We start from the raw sequence: 23472 nt of genomic DNA on the forward strand, positions 1-23472 counted from the left end.
AATGCCAAATACCCATCAGGCCAGCATATGCAATGCCTAAGAAAAACTAACTAACCATTATTGTTGATAGAGTGAAGGCAATCGAATAACTTTCGATACCACCAATATCGTGATAACAATCTCATTTTTATGCAAAAATAATGCAACAAAATATATTCAGATAAAAGCTCCCTAATTTAGATCATTTATCAGACATTGATCACGAATAAAGTTGTAGTTTCCACATTGGCTCACTTTTAATTGTGAAATATATCGCTATGATTCGCACCACTACGGAAATGAGCGGCCACGGATGCGGCTTATACAACAATTAACTAAAGAGAGTTCCCCTATGCGCAAATCACTTATTGCTCTTGGTCTATTAGCTGCAACAGCAGCCGTACCTGCGCAAGCAGAGTACCTATACGGTTTTGGTAGCATGTACGCTGACTACCAAGTTTGGGACCAAGGTATTGGTAACGACGATGATAACTTTGGAAATGATATTGGTGACCGCAATCAAGCTGTTATCGGTATTGAAGGTGGAGCTGGGTTTGACTGGGGTCAAATCTACGGTTTCTACGATTACGAAGGTGTGGATCGTTCAGGCAACGATCGCGGTGCATCAACAAAAGGTACTATCCACTATAACCTGACTGATTCTGGCATTAGCTTATACGGTCAAGTATACAATACTGATACTGATGCTGGTTTCCATGAGCAGAACCGTGTATTAGGTCTAGGGTACACAGGCTTAAATGGTGATGGGTGGGGAGTGACATCATTTATCGGTGTTCACCAATTAAACCTTACTGATGCTAATTTTGGCGGTTCAACAAACTCTGGCAGCAATGGTGGTATGGCAGGTTGGGTTGGCTATTATAACACTGATATTGGCGGTCAAAACTTTACATTTTCTACTTGGGGCGAATTCGAATTTGCTCGCAACGACGACTATTCAGACGCACAAAGTACAGATTTCGCTTCAGGCGTTGGTTCTGAAAGCTGGGGCCTAAATGGCGCGGTAAACGCTTTATGGAACTTCCATGAAAACTGGTCTACTGGTGTTCTTTATCGTTACACTGTAAACAAGCTAGCTCGTAAAGATTATCAAGATCTAATTATTTATCGTTTACAATATAACTTCTAATCTCAGATTTTATATATAAAAAGGCGCATTCAGCGCCTTTTTTATTTGGAATAACTTCATACAATCGCTATCCTTAGATAACTCTTCTTTTGGATTAAAACGCTTTGAATATCACTATACTAGGCGCAGGAGCGATAGGTTCACTTTGGGCATGTCATCTAGCCAACGCTGGTCACAGCGTTTCAATATGGTCTCATAAGCCAGAAAAATCTGATGTCTCTATTACATTGGATGATAAAAATCCAAATCGATTCATCACCAACAGTGTATTACAACTCAAAAGTGCAGACGTCATTCTTGTCACTGTGAAAGCGTGGCAGGTAAAGGGATCTATCTCTCCCTTACTTAGCCATTTGACGCAGGAAACGATTATTGTATTTATGCATAATGGCATGGGGGTGATAGAAGAATTACCAACAACAATTGATAAGCACCCCGTCGTACTTGCAACAACAACACACGGTGCTTTTAAACCTGACAAACATAATGTTCATCATACGGGGTTAGGGAGTACAACCCTTGGTGGTTACAACCATTTAGGACACCAGTGTCAGTTCTTATCCGATGTTTTTGACCACGCCCTACCTAGTGCTCATTGGAGCGATTCAATCAATACCGCGTTATGGCATAAGCTTGCTATTAGCTGCGTAATTAATCCATTGACCGCTACACATCAGTGTCTTAATGGCGATCTATTACAAGAAAAATTCTCTACCAATGTAGTGCAATTGGTCGGTGAAGTAAGCACGGTGATGAAGGCTGAAAATATAGAAGTATGCTCAGAAGCCCTGCTCAATACCGTGCATCAAGTTATCTCAGCGACCGCAAAAAATCACTCCTCGATGCAACAAGACATTCAATACAAAAGAGCAACAGAGATTGGCTACATTACAGGTTATCTATGTAAGGTTGCGCAGCGTCATGGGATTAATGTCCCCACCAATCAAGATTTGTATAGTAGAATTAGAACCATCGAACAGTCATGGAGTTAATATGACTCACAAAATTTTAGTTCCTATCGCTCCTGGAACAGAAGAGATGGAAGCCATCACTATTATTGACATAATGAACCGTGCTGGATACCAAGTTACTGTTGCTAGCGCAGATTTTGAAGGTTCACTTTCAATGAAAGCTTCTCGTGGCGTGACGTTAACGGCCGATTGTAAACTCGTCGATGTCGCCGATGAGGAATTTGACTTAATTGCGCTTCCCGGCGGCGTAGATGGCAGTGAGATATTTAGAGACAGCACTTTGCTCGTCGAAATGGTCAAGCAGCAAAAGTACGACGGACGATGGATGGCGGCAATCTGTGCTGCCCCCGCACTTGTCTTGCAAAGCCACCAGATATACCCAGAGGCGATCATGACTTGCCATCCTTCATTTCAAGATCATATTCCGAAGGAAAAGTGGCGGGATAAACGCGTAACAATCGACATTACAGATAAGCTTATAACCAGCCAAGGGCCAGGTTCTGCGCTGGAATTTGCAATGGAAATCATTATTCAGCTATCAGGTAAAGCTCACGCTTGGTCCATCGCTGAACCTATGGTGACCTTGCCAAACCTTCATTACAATATATTGGGTAAGCAATAATGTTTGATGCTTGTCAGGTTCGTGAACAATTCCCCGCATTAGCAAGCCAAGACTCACTTATTTACTTAGATAGCGCGGCAACAACACAAAAACCTACGATTGTCATTGATGCGATTAGACACTATTACCAAAAGCAAAATGCGAATGTACATAGAGGCAGTCACCGTTTAACGGCAAACGCGACATCGGAATTTGAAGCGGCACGAAAAACGGTTCAAACATTTATTCAGGCCGACTCGGAGAAAGAGATAATCTGGACTCGCGGGGCAACAGAAGCAATAAACCTCATTGCTCAAACCTATGCGAGAACCACTCTTAGACCAGGCGACGAGATCCTGGTCAGCGAAATGGAGCATCACGCCAATATTGTTCCATGGCAAATCGTAGCACAACAGACCGGGGCAATAGTCGTAAAGGTTCCGATTCAAAAAGATTGCACACTCGACATGGAAGCCTTTAATCAGTTGCTTTCTTCAAGAACAAAAATAGTCACTGTTGCACATATAAGTAACGTCACTGCTACTCGAAATCCAATCGAAGAAATTATCTCATTGACCCATGATGTAGGCGCTATTGCTGTTATTGATGGTGCTCAGGGCATAGTTCATGAAGACGTGGATGTCGCTCAGTTAGACGCCGATTTTTATCTGTTCTCAGGTCACAAACTTTACGCACCAACCGGCATCGGCGTACTATACGGAAAACTAGAATTACTCACCATGATGCCGCCTTGGCATGGTGGCGGAAAGATGGTCGATAGGGTTTCATTTTCGGGTACGACTTACTCTGCATTACCGGGGAAATTTGAGGCTGGAACACCAAACATTGCAGGCGCTATTGCGCTAGCTGCCGCGATACGTTGGTTAAACGGTTTTTCACGAATCGAGGTAGAACATCATATTCATCAACTTCAAGAAAAGACATACAACGCGTTATGTAAAATAGAAGATATTCGCGTGATCGGTTTTCAACCACAAAGCTCGCTCATTAGCTTCATTATGGAAGGTGTTCACCACCAAGACATCGCAACGTTACTCGACCAACAAGGCATAGCCGTTCGTGCAGGTCATCATTGTGCTCATCCATTGATGGACGCGCTCGATGTAAAAGGAACGGTGCGTATTTCATTTGGTATCTACAACACGTTAGAGGATGTAGATAAACTGATTAAAGCGGTGAGAAAAGCCGTTGATATACTTTAAAGAAACAGTGAGTGATTAGTAATTCTGTTCGGTTAAGGTTATTTAAACCTATCATCCCGACGAAAATTGATCTATTTCCACGAAAACCAACGTCATCCCCATGAAAACCAACGCCATCCCCATGAAAATGGGGGATCTAAAATCACCAAGATTCCCGTTTTCACGGGAATGACGAAGTATTTAGCACTAACCGAACAGCATTACATTCTCACGGGAATGACGATGACTAGTTTTACTTAAATGTTCGGCATTAGTGACTGATTAACCTGTTCTTGTATACTATCCACGATCGCTTTTAGGCCATTGCCTCTTGAGGGGCTCAAGTGTTGAATAAGACCCAGATCTTGGAAGTACCCTTCAACATCAAATGCCAAAACATCTTCTGTCGTGCTGCCATCAAATGCAGCCATCACTAAGGCAATCAAACCACGAACGATACGCGCGTCAGAATCCGCACAGAAAAACCATTTCTCATCTCGTTGTTCTCCGAGCAGCCAAACAAGACTTTCGCATCCCGCAACCATAATTTTCTCAGATTTCAACTCATCCGGCATTTTGGGCAATATCTTACCCCATAGGATAACCTGACGATATTTTTCTTCCCAACCTTTACAGCCTTGCATGGTGGCAATAATTTCACATGGTGTTATATCATTTGTAAATGGAGACAAAGGGAAGTTCATACCGTTCTCTACTCAGATTTTTTATTAAAAATAACGCTACTTCATGTGTTTCGCTAACAATTTTTCTACAATCTTTGACACCGCAACAAATCCAAACGTTGCCGTAACCACGGTAGCGGCACCGAACCCAGTCGCGCAGTCCATTCGTTTTGGTCCTTCCGCCGTTGATTTAGTAGAGCAGACCGTGCCATCAACTTGAGGGTATTTTAGCTGCTCAGTTGAAAATACGCAGTCGATACCAAACTTTCGCTGTGGATTTTTGCTGTAATTGTAAAATCTACGTAAGTTTTCTTTTATCTTTTTAGCCAATGGATCTTGAATCGTTCTGGCGAGATCCGCTACTTGGATTTGAGTTGGATCGGTTTGTCCACCAGCGCCACCTGTCGTAATAACCTTGATCTTATTACTCTTACAATAGGCAAGCAGAGCTGTTTTTGGTTTTACACTATCAATAGCATCAAGAACATAATCATAGTCTTTTGAGATATGCTGTGACACATTATCAACGGTAATAAAGTCATCGATAAGATTCACTTTACAGTCAGGATTAATCAACTCAACACGTTGTCCCATAACTTCTATTTTGCTTTGACCGACAGTAGTAGATACTGCATGGATCTGTCGATTAATGTTTGTTACACAAACATCGTCCATATCGATCAGAGTCAATTCACCGACCCCTGTTCTTGCGAGAGCTTCTACCGCCCAAGAACCCACGCCACCAATTCCAACGACACAGACATGTGCTGCCCTCAAAATATCCACTTCTTGGTTTCCGTATAAACGGCGAGTGCCACCAAATCGTTGGTCATAACGGTCAGAAGCAGGCGTATTGAGGTCGCGCATAATTTGTATTCCAGAGCGAGATTGAAAAAGAAAGAGTGCGTTTTATACGCACTCTTATTAGAAATGTCTAGATCGAAGTTTACTGAATAAACCTGACTGTTTCACTATTCTTTCGGGAAGCTTAACTCCAAATCACTTGATGAGATCCAAGGTGACGATGTAGAGGTCTCTGCTAGCCCTAATTTCCATACCCGACCAAAGTGTTTGTATTGACCAGCATCGGTTCCTGCTCTTGGTCCCATACCATGGTAAAGGTCGAGGTGATTTTGTTTAACGGCTCCACCGGTATCCAAAACAATAAGTAGCCGCAACGCATGCGCCCCACTCCAAGTCCCATCTGCATTCAATAGAGGAACCTCAGCTAAAATAGGCGTCCCCATAGGAAATAACGTTCTATCACCCGCAACCGATGCCATTGGTAATAATGGAATGCCTGCTGACCCTCTTACCGAAGAATCATTGCGTGGTGAAAAGAAAACAAAGGATGGATTCTGTTCAAGCAATTGTTGAACGGCTTGCTCATCATTACTCAACACCCAATCCTTTATCGCTTTCAAAGACATATCTTCTCTAGCAACATCACCCGATTCAATCAAAAGACGGCCAATACTCACATATTCTTTATTATTTTTCCCAGCATAGCCGAAGTACTGCAGGCTCCCATCGTCTTCATAATGAACAAAACCACTGCCTTGCACCTCCATTATGAATGGATCAATCATATTGGCGGCATACCCCAACTCTAATCCGAGGCCTTCTAGCGCACCGTTATAAATCTGAGTTCGTGTCGGACAATCTTCACTACAATCAGGTAGGCCATAAACAGGGTATTTATAGGTCTCATCGATTTGATGTCGGAGCTCCATTACGGGAGAGAAATAGCCTGTAAACAACACATTTCCTTTTTTGTCACCACCACCTAACTGCGCAGTTTGAATCCCAAAACTGGCGAGTTCAGTCGGTTCACCACTTTGTACTACCCATGTATTCAATTGCTCATAAAGTGCTTGATAGCGTTTCGCCATAGATGGTGAGTTATCGATAACTTGTTCAGCCTGCATCGAAAACTTGGAAAAATCTCTCGGTTTATTCGAATCAATAGTGGCAACCTGATTCAGGTCCGTATCAAAACTATCACCGTTATATTGCTGTGCCAAACTCGTGGACTGACTGCAGCCAACCAAAACTGAAAGACAAGTAAGAGGGACGAATATCCTCTTATTTTTTAATATTTTATAGCTTGATAACACTGATAATATCCATATTGTAAGAAAATCTAGTCATAGCTAGACTCTTCTTCGTTTGGTTTGTATTTCCCACGCACGTGAAAAACGGACTCGTAATGAAGAGGGGCGATTCTTTGAAGTTCGGTGACATTGTCGTCTAGCACAATATATTCAAATTTCTTGCCTTCAAACTCATAAACAAGCGTTGAACCATCAAAGGTAAAATGCGTATCCACAATGCGTTCTTCAATATAAATCGCTTCCTCACGAACTTCGAACCTATCTTGGGCAAATGAAGGTACATTCTGTTCTTCCCATACTCCATAAATTAGTGTTTTTGAACGCGTATCATCAAGATAATGCGCAACTAAAACACTTGATAACCCAATGATAAAAATCAATAAAAGCGAAACAACGATAATAACGGCTCGTTTCACCCTGATCTGTTTTTTGATCAATTTACTGCTTGCTGAATTTGCCATACTTTTCGTTTCATACTCTATCCGATACCAAATACTAAACTATAAGAGCTGCTAAAGGGAGAACAGATAAACCCAATTTCACTTTAGTCAGAAAAAACATTTGCCCAGTCATGAATTTTAATTCATTATAATCATATAATAATTCAACAGTATTCCACTATGAAGATTCGCAACACCGCATTAGTTAAAGGATTTAGACAATCAACTCCTTATGTGAATGCCCACAGAGGCAAAACAATGGTCATCATGCTCGGTGGAGAGGCTGTTGATGCACCCAATTTCACTAATATTATCAGCGATATTGCTCTACTTCATAGCCTTGGCGTGAAGATTGTTCTCGTCCATGGAGCAAGGCCTCAAATAAACAGAATACTTGAGTCGCAAAAAGGGGTGACCCCTTACCACAAAGGAGTTCGGGTTACTGATTCTTCCACGCTAAACTTAGTTATGCAGGCCTCGGGGCAATTACAACTTACGATCACCGCTAGATTGTCGATGAGCCTAAATAATACACCAATGGCCGGTACACAACTCAATGTCGTGAGCGGAAATTTCGTCATCGCCCAACCACTCGGCATCGATGATGGGGTTGACTATAGCCATAGTGGTAAGGTTCGTCGTGTCGATACTGAAGCGATCAATCAAGTGCTGGATCAAGGGTCGATTGTATTAGTTGGTCCCGTCGCGAGTTCCGTCACTGGAGAGTGTTTCAATTTACTTTCGGAAGAGGTCGCTACTCAGGTTGCGATACGACTCAGAGCGGATAAACTTATCGGTTTTTGTTCTGAACAAGGCATTGTCGATAATAATGGCGACGTCATTGCAGAGCTCTTTCCAAACCACGCTGAAAGTATTCTGCATACTTTAGAATCAGATAGCGATCTTACGACCGACAATAGCTCGGGAACACTTCGTTTTCTTAGGGGCTCAATTTCGGCATGCCGAGCTGGCGTTAGAAGAAGCCACTTAATTAGCTACAACGTAGACGGAGCACTTATTCAGGAGCTTTTCTCGCTCGATGGTATCGGTACACAGGTTGTTATGGCCAGTGCAGAACAGGTGAGAAGAGCGAATATCGACGATATCGGTGGTATTCTTGGGCTAATCAGGCCATTAGAAGAACAGGGTATCCTTGTCCGTCGCTCTAGAGAGCAGTTGGAACAAGAGATACATCAATTTACATTGATTGAAAAAGATGGATTGGTCATTGGTTGTGCCGCTCTTTATCCATATCTAGAAGAGGAAATGGCCGAAATGGCTTGTGTTGCAATACATCCAGATTATAGAGATGGCAACCGCGGACTCGATCTACTGAACCAGATGAAACAATACTCACGTAATGTTGGTATAGAAAAAATATTCGTACTCACTACGCACAGTCTTCATTGGTTTAGAGAGCAAGGTTTTCAAGAGGTGGAAGTATCGGAACTTCCAATGGGTAAGCAGAATCTTTATAACTTCCAAAGAAAATCAAAAATATTAATTTTGGACGTCTATTGAATGTATTTACAAATCAATAGTTTATTAATAAGCTCAAAACAGACCATCGATAACCGCTTGCATTTGATTGTTTGACTGTTAATATGCGCGGGTCCAGTTGGCTCAAGGATTCAGTTTTCTAGACTAATATAAATATTTGAAAATTGAAGGATCATTCTGATGAGCACTTTTTATGAAAACTATCATTTGTAATTCGGTTCAGAGTTTTTTAGACATGGCCGAAAATAATTTTCTGAACGGACTAAATGTACACTGCGTTTTCCCTGCGAACGATAGTGTTAAGACAATGATTATGCATTGTCAGAGACGACACAGCATTCAACATGTCTCCTTTTCGGAAACCGTTTCTGAGAGAGTTTAGACAAGAAGTTTTACATCTCTCTAAAAAATAAAGGCTAAGTTCATACTTAGTCTTTATTTTTACCTAAACTCAAAGAATTTAAGTCTTTGCTGCAACCCGCTTAACCTTTGCGTTTTTCTCCTTATCCCTTTTAATAACACCGCATTATCTGCAACAATAAATAACCTATTTTTTGCCCGCGTTACACCAGTATAGATAAGCTCTTTTGTTAATATTGGTGAATACGTTCTGGGTAAGATCATCACGGTCGTAGGGAACTCACTGCCTTGTGATTTATGAATTGTCATCGCATAAGCGGTATCGTGTTCTGGTATCCTACTCGGTAACACGGCTTTTACGCGCCCATCGGGCAGCTCAAAGTAAACCTTTAAATAGCGATGCAATTCTCCGGATTCATCTTTTTCAGAAACCAGCATTGTGATACCTATATCACCGTTGAACAACCCCAGGGCATGGTCATTCCGAGTGATCATCACAGGACGTCCCATATACCAAAGATCATGACGACTTTGGATAATTCGAGCGCTATTCAATGCTTTCTCTATGTGTTGATTTAATCCCGATAGCCCAAAATCCCCTTCTCGAATAGCGCAGAGCAGTCGACAGTTTGAGAACAGAGAAAGCGCCTCGAGGGCGTATGATTCTATTAAATCAGATTCAATTCCCGCCGCGTTTTGAACACAATTAAGATAGTCGGTATATTCCTCTACGAGAAAAGCGATCATTTCCTGATAGCTTTCTGTCGTTAACGGATCATATTTTATGTCTTGATATCCGTGCTGTAATGTCGCCTTTACCTTTGGAACATCCGCCGTATTTATCGCTTTGGCCAAGACACCAATACCCGAACTTTCATCAAACCGATAGCTTTTTTTGAGCATACATAAGCTATCTGAAATACGAACAGATTCTGTTCTTTGTTTATGTGGTGACAGTTCGCTTTCCTCGATACCCGTTAATCGCGAGAGTAACTTAGCTTGTACATCGCTATAGCCGTAATCTAGAAACGAACAGATGTCCCCGAGTACCGCACCGGCCTCTACAGAAGCAAGTTGGTCTTTGTCACCTAGTAATACGAGTCGTGCATGCTCTGGCAATGCTTCGAGAAGCTTCGCCATCAATGGAAGGTCGACCATGGATGCTTCATCCACAACCAGAAGATCGAGATGCAATGGATTGCTCTTATTGTGTCTAAACTCAGCTCGATTCGGTATCGCACCTAATAACCGATGAATGGTACTCGCGTTGTTCGGTATCAGTAATTTGGTTTCACTATTAATTGCTAACGTTTTAATGGCACCACTTATCGATTCAGTTAAGCGTGCGGCCGCTTTACCCGTTGGAGCCACTAATTTTATCTTCGGGATATTGTCTTTTTGAATACCGTGTTCAATCAGAGCCGAAAGTAATTTCACCACTGTTGTCGTTTTTCCCGTTCCCGGTCCCCCAGAAATAACGGAAAGCCGACGGCTTAAAGCGACCGCAACCGCCACTTTTTGCCAGTTAATTTCATTGGACTGCAATTCGGCATCCGGGAAAAGTTCAATGAGTTTTTTAGATAGGGTATCGCTCTCCTGATCTGAAAATGATATTGGCTCTGCCAAGGCATTTAGCTTGGTCGCAATAAACTGTTCATAGTACCAATATCGCTGTAAGTAGAGTCTCTGACCATCAAATATAAGCGGTTGATTTTTATTGTTAATATCATCACCGACACAAGACGCATCGGTTAAAACTGCTTGCCAGTCTACCTCGTCGACATTTGACATGAATGACTCTGAAGCGTGACCATAAAGCCCTAACATCTCTATAAAATCTAGTTCACTTATCTTGATACATATATGGCCTTTAGACAGTTCATGGCTAACAATACCGGATATAAAAGCCACTTCATCAGCGTATTGCGTCTCTATCGAATGGATAAACCGTGCAAACTGAACATCCAGCTGTCTAATACTGTTTTTTGCGCTTAATAACTCCAGATTACTTAGCATTTTCAACCTCTACTTGCTTACCATCGATCAAGCTGTCAAACCGGTCTAGAAACTCAGCGTCTGGTTTGCTATAGAAAATACCATTTCCGCTGTCATCAACGCCTCTCAGAAATAGGTAGTAAACCCCACCAAAGTGTTTCTCATACTGGTAATCGGCAATTCGATTACGCAAAAATCGGTGCAGGGCGAGTGCATAGATTTGATACTGGAAATCATATCGATGATCGATCATCGCTTGTTGCAGTGCTTCTTCTTGATAAGACGCGGTTTCATCCCCAAGATGATTAGACTTCCAATCTAAAATATAGTATTTACCTTCGTGAACAAACACGAGATCGATAAACCCTTTCAACATCCCCTGCACATCACTAAACCCTAACTCGTCCGTTTTCTGGGATAGTTGATCATATTGTTTACTTAAGTCATTAAACAACACTGAAGAAAGGTGTTGAATTGGCAATAAAAATTCCATTTCAACGAGCTTTTCTGAGCTGTCTTTATCGCAAAGTTGTAGCGCCATACCGTCTAACCGGGCCGACAATACTGTGTCTATCATGCCTTGTAAGATAGGTAACCATTTCTCTTCATACTGCTCTACTTGCAACAGTTCAGATACTATCTTACTGGTCTCATCACTGGTCGCAGGTAATGTAAAATCAATTTCTTCAAAAATGGTGTGTAAGAATGTCCCAGGTCTGGCGCCTCGCGGAAAGCTAAAAATCGTGGCTTCGGGCTCATCTAACGGCAACTCATCTTTATCTTCCGCTGAATCAATATCGAGACCCGTCGATTGAGTCTCGATCTCAAATTGGGCACTAGTATCGATTTTGCTGTGCCCTTGTTTAACGAGCCCAGAGTAACTAGTGACTCGCCAACTTTTGTCGATATCTCTATACATAACACGAGCATTTAGATCATTGTGTTCTTTTAGGTCGCTATGATCAAAAAGCTCTATCTGTTCTGCTAAATTTACCTGTGTTTTATTGTCCATCATTTCTGGAATGTGGCTGATAGCCATGAGATCTTGATGCTTTGCTACTTGGCCGTGAGCGGTACTTTCAAACTCAGCAGTGGAACTCTCCTCTCCATTCTGAAGAAGGTACCCAACGGCACTTAAGTGTGCACCAGTTGGATCTTTTCTAGAACGACCTTTCCTCAACGGGGCAATACCAACAAAACAGCCATAAACGGCGCGAGTAATCGCCACATATAAAAGACGTAAATCTTCCGCTAAACGTTCTTTATCTGATAAGGCAACTGACGTGGACTGCAGTGTAATATCTAGGAAGGTGGTTTCGAGCTCTTCATCGTAATATTGACCGTTTTTCGATTCTCTATACGCTGAAGCAAACGGCAAAAAGACCAAATCATATTCCAACCCTTTCGATTTATGGATAGTAACAATCTGTACTAGATTTCTTTCCGACTCTAACCTTTGAATCTGTTCATCACCCGCTGAACCACCCTGCTGAGTGTCTTGAATTGACTCAGCAAACCAACGAACCAAAGCATGATCACTATCTAACGTTAAACTTGCTTGCTGCAATAACTCCGCTAGATGCAGAAAATCGGTAATTAATCGCTCTCCAAACTCCTGCGCTAATAGATTTTCACCAATCCCTTCTGCCGACATTATCGCTCGAAGCATCGGCATAACACCTCGTTGCTGCCAAACGACTCGAAATGCTTTGAATGCGTTAATTTTCGCTTCTAACTCGATCTCATTTTCATTTAGATTATCAAGTGCTCGGCTGCTTTTCATGAGTACATCAGAAGCCAATGCCGCTCGTAAAATTCGCTCATCCTCTGGGTAAAGCACTGCTTGTAGTAAACGCAGTATGGCGCTCGCCATCGCACTCTTAAATACGCTATCTCTATTAGAGAGATAGACACTCGCCACTCCTTTTTTCGCTAACTCTTGTCGAACGAGTTGACCTTCTCCTCCCGTTCTTACCAAAACCGCAATATTACCGGCTTGTATTGGCTTTCTCTGCCCTTTTGAGTCCACAAAATAGGCCTCATCACTGCTTTGCAATATCTGACTAATTTTTTCTGCGGTTCCCACGGCCATGCTGTTTGTGTAGTCGGTTTTTGCCATTGGTTCGTCTGTTTCTTGTAACCAATAGGTCAGTGCTTTCTGTTTAACCCCATCTAACCACCAGCTACGATTTTCTGCATCTGGGCTTGGGTTAACACGGTGGAAAGGGATGTCATTATCATACACAAAGGGCGAAGCAGCTTGGGTAAAGACCCCATTAGTCGCATTAACCATATCCGCACTAGAGCGCCAATTGATATCCAACGTGTAGTGATCCACCACCTCATTTCTTGCTCGAATATAGGTAAAAATATCTGCACCCCGAAAGCCATAAATCGCTTGTTTGGGGTCCCCTATCATTAGTAAGCCAGATTCTGGATTAGAAAGGTAGATACGGCTGAAAATACTGTACTGCAATGGGTCGGTATCTTGGAATTCATCAATCATCGCGACGGGAAAAAGAGAACGTATCCTTGCTATAAGACTTCCTTGTTCATCCGAGTCAATGGCAGCAGAAAGGTTGGTTAAGAGATCATCAAATGAGAGCCAGTGCCTCTCTTGCTTTATCTGTTGCAAGTTGCCTCTACACACCTGAATTGCGTGCGCCAAAAGCGGTTCTTTAATACTGGGTTTGTTCGCAATAAACCGACTCACGTGAGCAAAAAGAGGATGATCTGGAATGACTTTATTATCCGGTGTTTTTTCTATCAAAAATTCCTGAGTGAATTTCTCTAGCTTATCTGGGTACTGATACCCTTCTGTTGGGTTTTCTGCCCATTGAGAAATCTCGTTAATCCAGGCAGGCAAATTCTTTTTAGTGAATGAGCGCTTACTTACATCAGAGTCAGTTATTATTTGAGGAATATCTTCAACACTTTCTTTCCAGAACGCTTTAAGCGACTCTATCAGAGCAAGGTTTTTAAGGTGAAGCGCTTCCAACGTATCTTCCATCGCTTCCACAGTAAGAGTGACAGGAACGCCAGTTAATTGGGTAGAAATATCCTTAAGAAGTAACTCTGGTTCGCGCCAAATGGTGCGCACTTCATTAGCGAGATTCAGCGAAAGAGAATAAAAATTTCGGCGCCAATAATCAGCAACCACTTGGGCTTTTAGTTTACTTTCATCCGTGATGAATTCATTGTTGAAACGACTGCCAGATTCAAATGCATTTTGCGTTAACATTCGTTGACAAAATCCATGAATAGTGAAAATTGCCGCTTCGTCCATTTGACGCTCGGCATTGAGTAATACCGATATCACCTGTTTAGTATCAGTGAGTTGCTCGAGCAATAACTTTATGACCGGATCGTTACTCTCGCCTCTTAGGAATGCAATTCTTGCGTCATGAATCTTACTTCGAATGCGTTCTCTCAACTCTGCCGTCGCCGCTTCCGTAAAAGTAACCACTAATATTTGGTCCACGGTTAATGGCGAAGTATGACGGCTCTCCTGATCACCATGCCCTAAAAGCAATCGCAGGTACAAACCGGAGATGGTAAAGGTTTTACCTGTACCTGCAGAGGCTTCAATTAACCTTGCTCCATGTAATGGGAAGCTCATCGTGTTTAAGGTTTGCGGCATAGTTCGATTTCTCGGTTATCAGTTACAATTAGCGCGATCACAATCACGGTTAAGCGTATGGTTTACGGTTAATATCTGTTCAAAGAATTTATGGTCCCTCTGGCCATTGTGGCCGTACTGTAAACGCCCTACAAATAATAATGATTTGCGGACGGCCACCCTACATTCTTTTCCCTTTCATGATTTTTATACATCTACATTTTCACTATCTTGTGTCTGTTTCAGTACACTTAATAACACATCACTGGCAAGTACAGAAACCTGTTGGTACAGTGATTCACTCCATTCTGGCCATACTCGATTAATATATCGGTTGCTGCCTTCACCACTAAACTGATAACCATCGTTAAACGTGTTCGCCATTTTGACATCACCGTCTTCTTTCCCTAAAACCAGCCTTTCCATACCGATTAACGCTGTTTTAGGAAAATACGCTAACGGTTGATTTAGGCCATTAAAATAGTATTGCACCAGTTCAACTAGCCATAATTTAGCTTGCTGTTTGTCGACAGGAAGAATGACTTTATGTTCTAGCCCCGATTTGTCATTAAAACCAATTAGGTGTGTTTTTTTATGCTCTCCTACTACTGCCAAACAGAGGTGATCTATCCAAGCTAGAAGTAGATCCTGACTACGAATTCTACCGCTCCGATAACGAACTAACCCGGATTGATAGTTACCCGATATCCAACCGTTAAGGTTGATAGGTTCCTTCCAGTCATCCAGTTCTATCTGCAGATCGACTTCTATATCACCGAGTGGTGCTTGGCAAAGGAACAATAATTCATCCACCAATTTGTCTGTCTTTTCTCGATTAACACTCAGTTCCAATTCACCAAATGCACCAACTGGCAGGCCACCTTTCGCCCGCTGTTGTTGAACAAAGTTCTGATAAACCGTATTTTCATCTTGATTGTCTAGTTTTGCTTTAAGCAATGAATGTAAGAGTTCATCTCTCAAGTTGAAGCTCTGCAGGTTATTAAGCAGAAAAGGTTCGTCATCTTCTGTGGCTCGGCCAAACTCTTCAAAGAACACCTTGAGTCGACGATTAAAAAAGTACTGAACAGGTAACCGCCAAAAACGTTGCAACTCAGCCAATGGAAGGTGCTCTGGTTGTTCGGCAATATCACGGTAGTCGGGTAAAGGTTGTATGAATGGTTCCGCCTTATGCCCGTCTCTTTTGGCCGAAGCAAGCCATTCGCTAGCATAGCTTTGATATTCAATACCAAATGCTTTCTCATTAAAAGGAACCATAGGGTAATGTACCGTTAAGTTACTTATTAACGAGTGGGCAGAGTCATCGCTGTTTGTCTTTTCTTCTCCAACTAAACAGAAGTTTTGTCCGCAATAATCTAGAAGTTCAGAAACAAGGATTGAAGGAGAACGCTCACTATTATCCTGAATTGAACGTCCAACATAGCTTATATAGAGCTTACTTTGTGCCGACAACAATGCTTCCAAAAACAGATACCTATCATCATCACGCCGAGATCGGTCACCCGCCTTCGCCCGTTTATTCATCAAATCTAACCCGTCCTGTGGCATTGCACGAGGATAAACACCATCATTCATACCTAGAAGGCAAACGACTTCGAATGGAATGGAACGCATAGGCATCAACGTGCAAAAATTAACTTGCCCAGCAAGGAAGCGCTGGCTGACACGTGAAGCCGAGAGTTTGGATTGTAAATAATCCACCAAAATAGTGGGTGAAAGGGATTGCAAATAGTTGGCGTCGGAGAGTTGTGTCGCCAGTTGTTGCAACGCATCACGAATAGATTTTAGTGCTACCTCGCCTTCTAATTCTACTAAGAAAAAATCATCGATTAGACGGTAAAGCAGTGCTTGCCAATCCCCTATTGATTGAGCCTGAGCGAGTTCACAACGGTAGGAGGTAATACGATCAATAAAATGGGCGAATTTTCCGGCTATTTCCGCGTCCATTCCTTGTACTTCATTATATGGCGCAATAGATTGAGTTGAGGTTTCATAAACATTGATGCTTTCATGCATCGCGTAGCCCAGTAGCATACGTTGAATGCCAAACAACCAGGTATTTTGCTTGGTATCTGGGAGGTTAAACTCGGATCCAGTCGTACTATCAAGCCCCCATCGAATACCGGTTTCCTCTACCCAACGTTTACCTTTCTCAAATTCATTATCACTTAAAGAGAATCGACAAAGAATTTCTGGTGTCTCGAGTAATTCAAGAACCTCAGACGCACTGCACCGGCTATCTGGTAGTGTTAACAAACGGATAAAAGCATTCAGGATTGGGCTCTCTTGAGAGGCACTCCTATCAGAAATTGAAAATGGGATGTAGCGTTTGCCCGGTGCATTACCAAAAACAGCCTGAATTGCCGCACTATAAGCATTAATATCCGCCACCATAACGATAATATCTCGTGGTTTCAGTTCCGGATTTTCTTCAAACATCTCAAGCAATCGATCGTGCAGCACTTCCACTTCTCGCATTGGACTATGACAAGCATGCAGTGATACAGAGTTATCCGTGTTATTTATCTGGTTTTTATGGTGACTAGAATAGAGGTTTTGATCATCTTGTCTCTCTTCAAGGTTTAAGATATCCGCCTGAATTTGATGCAGTAGATTATCTCGATTAACCTCAACAAAGGCTTCTATTTCATTGGACGAAAGTTGAGACAGCAGAAACATATTGTCTCGACCCAGTTTACCCAATGATGCCAGTAAACCGTTTCCGATAACCTCGGTGTGAAGCGTATCGAGTTCATCGTCATCAATCGGTTGCTTCAGTTGTGCTGACTCTCCTGAAAGCTCATAAGAATTTGGCGATTCGGGACTGTCTTTCCACTCGATATGTTGACGATTTTTCATCGCTAACCTTGCTAGATATTTACGATCTCTTACCTCTCCCCAATAGTAACGACTGGGGTTAGTAAACATCAGGTGTACATCCATATGTTGGCCCAATGCGGCCAATGCATCCATATAACGTGGTGGAATAGAAGAGATACCAAAGACAAATAAGCGCTTGGGCATAGACGCCAAGCGGCCCGTATACTGCTCTAGTGTCTCTATGAAATGCTCATAAAGGTTGGCTCTGTGGTAGGGAGATTGATCCAAGACGACGGTATGATCATACAGTGCTTGCCACAAAATTTTCTGCCATGGCTGTTCACCATTCAGTTCCAGCACCTCTTTATCTTGTTCCCACATCGCTATCCATTCGGGTCGGTAAACCAAATAGCCGTCAAAGATATCGGCGATTTTTTCCGCTAACTGGTAGAGTTTGGACTGATCATCATCGTTAACCAAATAACTTCTCAACTGAATGAAATCAGGGCTGTCCAACAACTTGGGTAATATATGCATCAACTTCCAAGTCATCGACTCTTTATTAAACGCACTCTTAACCGGAACGTCATCTAACACCTGAACAAACATGTTCCAGATAAACGTTGCAGGCAATGGGAATTCAATATTTGCTGCGACGCCAAGCTCTTTTGCTAATTCGATCTTGAGCCACTGAGACATCCCAGGGCTCTGCACCAAGATCTGCTCCGTATCGAACGGGGTGTCCAACGGGTTCGCTCGTATTAGCTCCGCAAGGAGAGACTTAAGCACATCGATTTGATTAGAGTGATAAACGGTAAACAAGGAAGGTCCTCTATCCATTAAGGCAGTTAGATAACGCTTGAATCAGATTAGCATAACTACCATTGCCAAGTAACCTCAAGATAACACTTCAAGTCAAAGCCTTGTCATTGGCAATCAATAAGATAGATTAATAGATAGCGAATTATCCACACGCATATTATAGTTTAAAAATTCTTAACCTTTTACCCTTTCTATTTAAGAAATTATGAACATATCTCTAAAGCAACTCAATGTGTTTATTGCGATAACCCAGCATAAGACTCTCTCTGCTGCCTCAGGGTCGCTTTGTTTATCGAAAGCTGCGGTAAGTCTCTCTTTAGGCGAGTTAGAAAGACAGCTAGGCCATACTCTGTTTGATCGAGTGAATAACCGTTTGGTTCTCAATCAACAAGGTCAGTTATTGCTACCTTTAGCTGACGAACTTATCAGTCGAGCCAACGATATAGAGCAGCTTTTTGTCTCGAATAATACGCTAATCGGTCACTTACACATTGGCGCAAGTAACACCGTTGGGAATCAAGTGGTTCCTTTGTTACTCAGTCGTTTCAGAGAAAAGTACAATCACTTTAATCAAACACTCGTCATTGCCAATACGGAACAGGTCGGTCAGAAACTTATCGATTTCGAATTGGACATCGGATTAATTGAAGGCGAGTTAAAGCAAAGCAACATTAAGGCTACCCCGTGGTTTTTTGACAATATGGTGGTGGTTGCATCCCCCACACACCCTTTGGCAAAGCATCGAGGCATTACACTGCAAGAACTGGAGAAACAGGCCTGGTTACTTCGAGAGCCGGGGTCTGGTACCCGAGAGTATTTCATCAAACATTTAGCCACAAATTTAACGCATTGGAAGGAATCTTTTGAACTCAATACTACCGAAGCGATAATCAATGCAGCATCAGCAAATCTTGGTTTAGCATGTCTTTCTCAGCTTTCCATTCAATCAGCCATTAAAGATGGTCGAGTCGTCTGTTTAGACTTTCCTTTAACCACAAAGCGAGACTATTGGCTTATCGTACACAACGATAAATACCAAAGCCCTTTGGTTCAGAAGTTTATAGCGTTTTGCCTACACTATCAGGGAATAAAAATAGACTAGCGAGATCCATCCTTCGTTGATATTTCTATTCGATTCCGTCCTTTTGCCTTTGCCGTATACATTGCTATGTCGGCACTTTGTACTAATTTCCCTAACGTAGTCCCATGGTGGGGATAACTGGCGATACCGACACTGACCGTTAGCTCATTATCCACACTAAGTGGTAGAACACCTGTAGATTTCGCTATTTCTTCTCTCAAGAATTCAAGCTTATTTAGTGCTTCAAGGCTATCTAGCGATGGGAAAAATATTAGAAATTCTTCCCCTCCCCAACGGTATAGAATACCTTTTTTACCCAAAAATCGGTCTATCCTTTCTACCAATGCTTTCAACACCATATCGCCAGCTGAGTGTCCAAACTCATCATTAATCAATTTAAAGTGATCAATATCTAACAGAGCAATAGAGAATTCGCTGCACTTCTTCTTTGATTCAATAATTCTATTTTCAATATTTTCTCTGCAGACTCGACGATTAAAAGCACCTGTCAATTCATCTGTAGAGGCTTGATTTTCCAGACGTTGTTGCAATTTTACCTGTTCCGTTATGTTCTGCACCATACCCACAGCGACCAATGGTTCACCGTTCTGTCCATACTCACTCACTTTCCCTTTATCCTGCACCCAAATATAGTGTCCAGCTCGAGTTTTCAGACGGTACCTAGCTTCAAACTTATCCAAGTTACCTTTAAGGTGTTCATTCAATAAAGCAAATACCTGCTCAAGGTCATCGGGGTGTATCCCTTCCTTCCAGAAGTTCACATCAGAAATAGGCTCTTGAGGGCCATACCCTCTCATCTGTTTTAACTTTGGGCTAACGTATATCTCATCGGTTTGAATATTCCATTCCCAAATCCCATCAGTCGCGTCATTCAATGCATACCATAAACTGTGCTGATGGCCTTTTAGTTCTTCATCTATCATTACTCGAGTAGTGATATCGCGTGCGATAGAAAGAAAAAGATGTTTACCATCACGGTGAATATTGCTCGTTCTTACTTCAACTGGAAAGACACTGCCATCCTTGCGTTTATGACGACCAAGAAATAAATAGGGGTCTTCAGACTGAGATATAACTTCCGCGATTTCTGTCCATTGTGGTTGATTAATGACATCTTCTTGCAAGCTCATTACGGATTGATAAAGCACTTCATCACGAGTCATTCCATGAGAATCACAACCCGTTTGATTTACGTACAGTACATTGGAGGTTTCAGGTTCGATAAGGTAGATAGCATCCGCAAGGTCATCAAGTAGACAATGACTTACAATATTTTGATTTTTGTTCCCATGACACTTCTTTAGCTTCATGCGTTCTCCTTCCACCGACTTCTTATCAAAGGTTATATGCTTACCCCTGTTTTAATCAAGAATCGTTGCCATTTTTAAGCCTAAAAGCGTGGTGAGGTCTAACTAATGCTGCCTATCTAAAAATTGAATGGGGGTAAGGCCTCTGTTATTTTTAAACATACGGCTAAAACTCGCAACATGAGTATAGCCGAGGCTCGCTGAGACCTGCTCGATCGAATACCCTCGAATAAATAAATTAACCGCTAGATTACTCAGCACATAACTGGATATTGTGGTGAAATTAATACCTAAAGAATGCAATCGTCGACTGAACTGCTGCTTCGACAAGCCCATTAATCTAGACACATTATCGACACTAGGTACCCCTAAATGACGGGAGTAATTAATTGTCTCGTAAATAACCTTTATCTCATCGGCAGGATCAGGCATGTTCAGAAGATCATCCAAGTCTGCAAAACTCATCGCTAAGGGCACCTTAGCCGATACATTAACGTGAGAACGCGTAAACCTCTCATTATCATTAAACCAAATCTCCGCCTTGCTATGATTCCAACCAATATCACATTGAAAGAAGTCTTGATATATACCGAGGTTTCGACCGGATCCCGGAAGCATAACTCGTATAGGATTAAAACCTGTGCCTAAATAACGGCGCAGAACCTTTGTCATAAAGACGGCAATCCGCACACTGTCATGGGTTTTTGCCTTTGCGTCTATCGAAGGGTTTTCATAAACCCACTTTAACAGCGGACCCACCTTTTCCCCCGCCAAAAAGGCACCTGATTGCAAACAGCTTATTCCCGTATTTATTCTACGAATAGTCGTAGCCAAATCGCTGCCAGAAAAGATCCAATGGCTGATCGGCCCCATTTTGTCGATCTTTTCATTCTTAATCATTTTTATAACAAAATCAGGGTCATTGGTTAATTTTTCTAGTTCCAAATACCATAGACTCACTTCTGCAACTGGAATTAGATTCATTGGTTCAGCAAATACTTTATCTGGTAGATTCAACTCATTGACAGATTGCCCATAGGTTTCAATTGCTTTGCGGTACAAACCTAATTGCATCATAACCCGCGAAAAATAACGATTTTGCACTTGTATCACCCCAAAACACGAATAACAGATCTAATCAATAATAGCTCAATATTAAACAAATTTGTTATTTTCCAAACTAATGACTCTGATGTCATTCATTATGGAACCATCAGTTTTTAATGAGGAATCGAGATGAGTTTATTAAGTGTCCCCTTTGTGGGTACGGGAGCCGATACCGCACTACATGTTGTTGCAGGGATAGTGCTAATCGCTAGCGTGGCTGCGGCTATATATGGTTTTTGGCGCTTCCACGAGATGCCGATTAATAAAGCTCATAGCCGAAACCACCAACAAATTGGACTGATTACCGCACTCACTTGGATTGGATTTATCTGGCATTGGGTATGGGTTATTGCCGTAATCATCGCTTTTGTTGATATCGAAAAAGCAGTCATAAATTTAAGAGACACATGGAAACACTCTCCCGCTCACACAGATAAAGAGGAAATTGAATCATGATTGAAGGTTTAGCCATTTGGGCACTCTTTATTTACCTACTCAGATTGGTGGGTATGCCGTGGAATAGCTATTCAAAAGTATTCTCCTATCTTGGCGGTGTGATGTGGTTAATGTTTGTCTGGGTCGGGCTTATTAATTACGCTCCAATGGACCTATCCGGCGGTTCTGTGGTGCAGGCACCCCATATTCAACTACGTCCTGATTCGCTTAATGTAAAGGGCAAGACCACCAAGATTCACATTAGTCCTAATCAGAAGATTGAAAAAGATCAGCTAATTTATGAGATCGATGACACCTCTTTTATCATTGCACTGAATCAAGCAGAGGTTCAACAAACCACCACAGAGTCAGCATTGAATACCGCGCTACAAGAGGTCGTCATTGCCGAAGCAAATCACACTGCGAGCCTACAAGAAATTGAAACGGCGCTGTCTCAGATTGCAGCAGCGCAGGCCGACCAGAAACTTCAAGAGAAAACACTTAAGCGATATGTGGAACAAAACAAAGCGGTGAATCACACGATTACAGAAAGTGACATCGATAAACAGGCGACCGCTTTAGAGCTATCAAAACAGAAGGTTTCAACTCAGAAGTCACAACTCGTTTCTATAAGACTTGATGTCGAGAAGGCAAAACTCAACATTGACAAAGCTGAGCTCAACGTGACAAGTCGCCAGAATGATATCTCTTCAGCAAAACAAGCGGTGGCCAAGGCTCAATGGGATCTAGATAGTACGATTGTGAAAGCGCCAACAGACGGCTTTGTAACAAACTTTATTCTACGTGAAGGGCAACGCGTCTCAACCATGCCTCGTTTACAAATGTATACCGATGAAAAATATGTGCTTATGCGAGTGAACCACCAAGCTATTCGCAATGTAAAAGCAGGGCAAACTGCAGAGTTTGCATCAGCCGTCTACCCGGGGAAAGTATTTTCAGCTGAAGTGGAAGGCATTGTAGAAGCGACCGGAGAATCACAAGGCTCACTAACCGGTTTTGACGACTCGGTTCGCGCAACAACGGGGAAAAACCTACAAAATAAGCATCACTTTGTAAGGCTAAAGATTGAAGAACCAGAAGGTTATGATATTCCAGTTGGTTCGGTAGGATTGGCATGGGTAAGTGCTGAAAAGCCAATTACCTTCCTTTCTTTTCTAGATATTATTCGTGGAATCATCATTAGAATGAAGTCACAGGTTTACTATTTTTATAGTATCTAATAAAAC

General features: G+C 42.1%; 18 protein-coding genes. 9 read left to right on the plus strand and 9 right to left on the minus strand.

Features of this window, described 5'->3' with window-relative positions; translation table 11 throughout:
* The first annotated feature begins 331 nt into the window (after positions 1-331).
* From IUZ65_RS12995 to csdA, 4 genes are all read left to right on the plus strand, one after another.
* Positions 332-1129: an outer membrane protein OmpK gene (locus IUZ65_RS12995; protein WP_195704122.1), complete on the plus strand. Its 798-nt coding sequence runs from the start codon at positions 332-334 to the stop codon at positions 1127-1129.
* 104 nt (positions 1130-1233) lie between these two features.
* Complete coding sequence (gene panE / locus IUZ65_RS13000; RefSeq protein ID WP_195704123.1) at positions 1234-2121, plus strand: 2-dehydropantoate 2-reductase; 888 nt, start codon at positions 1234-1236, stop codon at positions 2119-2121.
* A 1-nt stretch (position 2122) separates the two neighbouring features.
* On the plus strand, positions 2123-2722 hold the full coding sequence (locus IUZ65_RS13005) for a DJ-1 family glyoxalase III (protein ID WP_195704124.1): 600 nt from the start codon (positions 2123-2125) through the stop codon (positions 2720-2722).
* A complete protein-coding gene (csdA, locus tag IUZ65_RS13010; RefSeq protein ID WP_195704125.1) occupies positions 2722-3924 on the plus strand; it encodes a cysteine desulfurase CsdA in 1203 nt (400 codons plus the stop codon). The genes IUZ65_RS13005 and csdA overlap by 1 nt, the downstream gene beginning before the upstream one ends.
* 236 nt (positions 3925-4160) lie before the next feature.
* Here csdA and IUZ65_RS13015 read toward each other — a convergent pair whose 3' ends face one another.
* The 4 genes from IUZ65_RS13015 to IUZ65_RS13030 form a co-directional block, all read right to left on the minus strand.
* Entirely contained in the window at positions 4161-4607 is a 447-nt protein-coding gene (locus IUZ65_RS13015) for a SufE family protein (RefSeq protein WP_195704126.1), read from the minus strand.
* A 36-nt stretch (positions 4608-4643) separates the two neighbouring features.
* The gene (tcdA, locus tag IUZ65_RS13020) at positions 4644-5453 is read right to left on the minus strand and encodes a tRNA cyclic N6-threonylcarbamoyladenosine(37) synthase TcdA (protein ID WP_195704127.1); all 810 of its coding nucleotides are present in this window, start codon (positions 5451-5453) and stop codon (positions 4644-4646) included.
* 104 nt (positions 5454-5557) lie between these two features.
* Positions 5558-6685 (minus strand): murein transglycosylase A, encoded by a 1128-nt coding sequence (mltA, locus tag IUZ65_RS13025; protein ID WP_195705112.1) that lies wholly within the window; start codon positions 6683-6685, stop codon positions 5558-5560.
* 44 nt (positions 6686-6729) lie between these two features.
* Positions 6730-7161: a DUF2850 domain-containing protein gene (locus tag IUZ65_RS13030; protein ID WP_195704128.1), complete on the minus strand. Its 432-nt coding sequence runs from the start codon at positions 7159-7161 to the stop codon at positions 6730-6732.
* A 159-nt stretch (positions 7162-7320) separates the two neighbouring features.
* Between IUZ65_RS13030 and argA the strand changes: the two genes are divergently transcribed.
* Together argA and IUZ65_RS13040 are read left to right on the plus strand one after the other, a co-directional pair.
* Positions 7321-8661 (plus strand): amino-acid N-acetyltransferase, encoded by a 1341-nt coding sequence (gene argA / locus IUZ65_RS13035; RefSeq protein ID WP_195704129.1) that lies wholly within the window; start codon positions 7321-7323, stop codon positions 8659-8661.
* Positions 8662-8833: 172 nt separating this feature from the next.
* On the plus strand, positions 8834-9022 hold the full coding sequence (locus tag IUZ65_RS13040; protein WP_229638056.1) for a hypothetical protein: 189 nt from the start codon (positions 8834-8836) through the stop codon (positions 9020-9022).
* 59 nt (positions 9023-9081) lie between these two features.
* Here IUZ65_RS13040 and recD read toward each other — a convergent pair whose 3' ends face one another.
* From recD to recC, 3 genes are all read right to left on the minus strand, one after another.
* Positions 9082-11016: an exodeoxyribonuclease V subunit alpha gene (gene recD, locus IUZ65_RS13045; protein ID WP_195704130.1), complete on the minus strand. Its 1935-nt coding sequence runs from the start codon at positions 11014-11016 to the stop codon at positions 9082-9084.
* Positions 11006-14635 carry an exodeoxyribonuclease V subunit beta gene (gene recB / locus IUZ65_RS13050; protein ID WP_229638057.1) on the minus strand — a complete coding sequence of 1210 codons (3630 nt, stop codon included), beginning with the start codon at positions 14633-14635 and terminating at the stop codon, positions 11006-11008. Before recB ends, recD begins: the two co-directional genes overlap by 11 nt.
* 186 nt (positions 14636-14821) lie before the next feature.
* Complete coding sequence (gene recC, locus IUZ65_RS13055; RefSeq protein WP_195704131.1) at positions 14822-18274, minus strand: exodeoxyribonuclease V subunit gamma; 3453 nt, start codon at positions 18272-18274, stop codon at positions 14822-14824.
* Positions 18275-18479: 205 nt separating this feature from the next.
* On the opposite strand from recC, the gene IUZ65_RS13060 reads away from it, so the two are divergent.
* Positions 18480-19376, plus strand: coding sequence for a LysR substrate-binding domain-containing protein (locus IUZ65_RS13060; protein ID WP_195704132.1), 897 nt, complete (start codon positions 18480-18482; stop codon positions 19374-19376).
* Here IUZ65_RS13060 and IUZ65_RS13065 read toward each other — a convergent pair.
* Together IUZ65_RS13065 and IUZ65_RS13070 are read right to left on the minus strand one after the other, a co-directional pair.
* Complete coding sequence (locus tag IUZ65_RS13065) at positions 19373-20686, minus strand: sensor domain-containing diguanylate cyclase (RefSeq protein ID WP_195704133.1); 1314 nt, start codon at positions 20684-20686, stop codon at positions 19373-19375. The genes IUZ65_RS13060 and IUZ65_RS13065 overlap by 4 nt on opposite strands.
* Positions 20687-20788: 102 nt before the next feature.
* Entirely contained in the window at positions 20789-21787 is a 999-nt protein-coding gene (locus IUZ65_RS13070) for an AraC family transcriptional regulator (protein ID WP_231363588.1), read from the minus strand.
* Between the two features lie 132 nt (positions 21788-21919).
* On the opposite strand from IUZ65_RS13070, the gene IUZ65_RS13075 reads away from it, so the two are divergent.
* Positions 21920-22246: an MFS transporter gene (locus IUZ65_RS13075; protein WP_195704134.1), complete on the plus strand. Its 327-nt coding sequence runs from the start codon at positions 21920-21922 to the stop codon at positions 22244-22246.
* A complete protein-coding gene (locus IUZ65_RS13080) occupies positions 22243-23466 on the plus strand; it encodes an HlyD family secretion protein (RefSeq protein ID WP_195704135.1) in 1224 nt (407 codons plus the stop codon). Before IUZ65_RS13075 ends, IUZ65_RS13080 begins: the two co-directional genes overlap by 4 nt.
* Positions 23467-23472: the final 6 nt, after the last annotated feature.

The sequence above is a fragment of the Vibrio sp. VB16 genome (assembly GCF_015594925.2).
Taxonomy (GTDB): Bacteria; Pseudomonadota; Gammaproteobacteria; order Enterobacterales; family Vibrionaceae; genus Vibrio.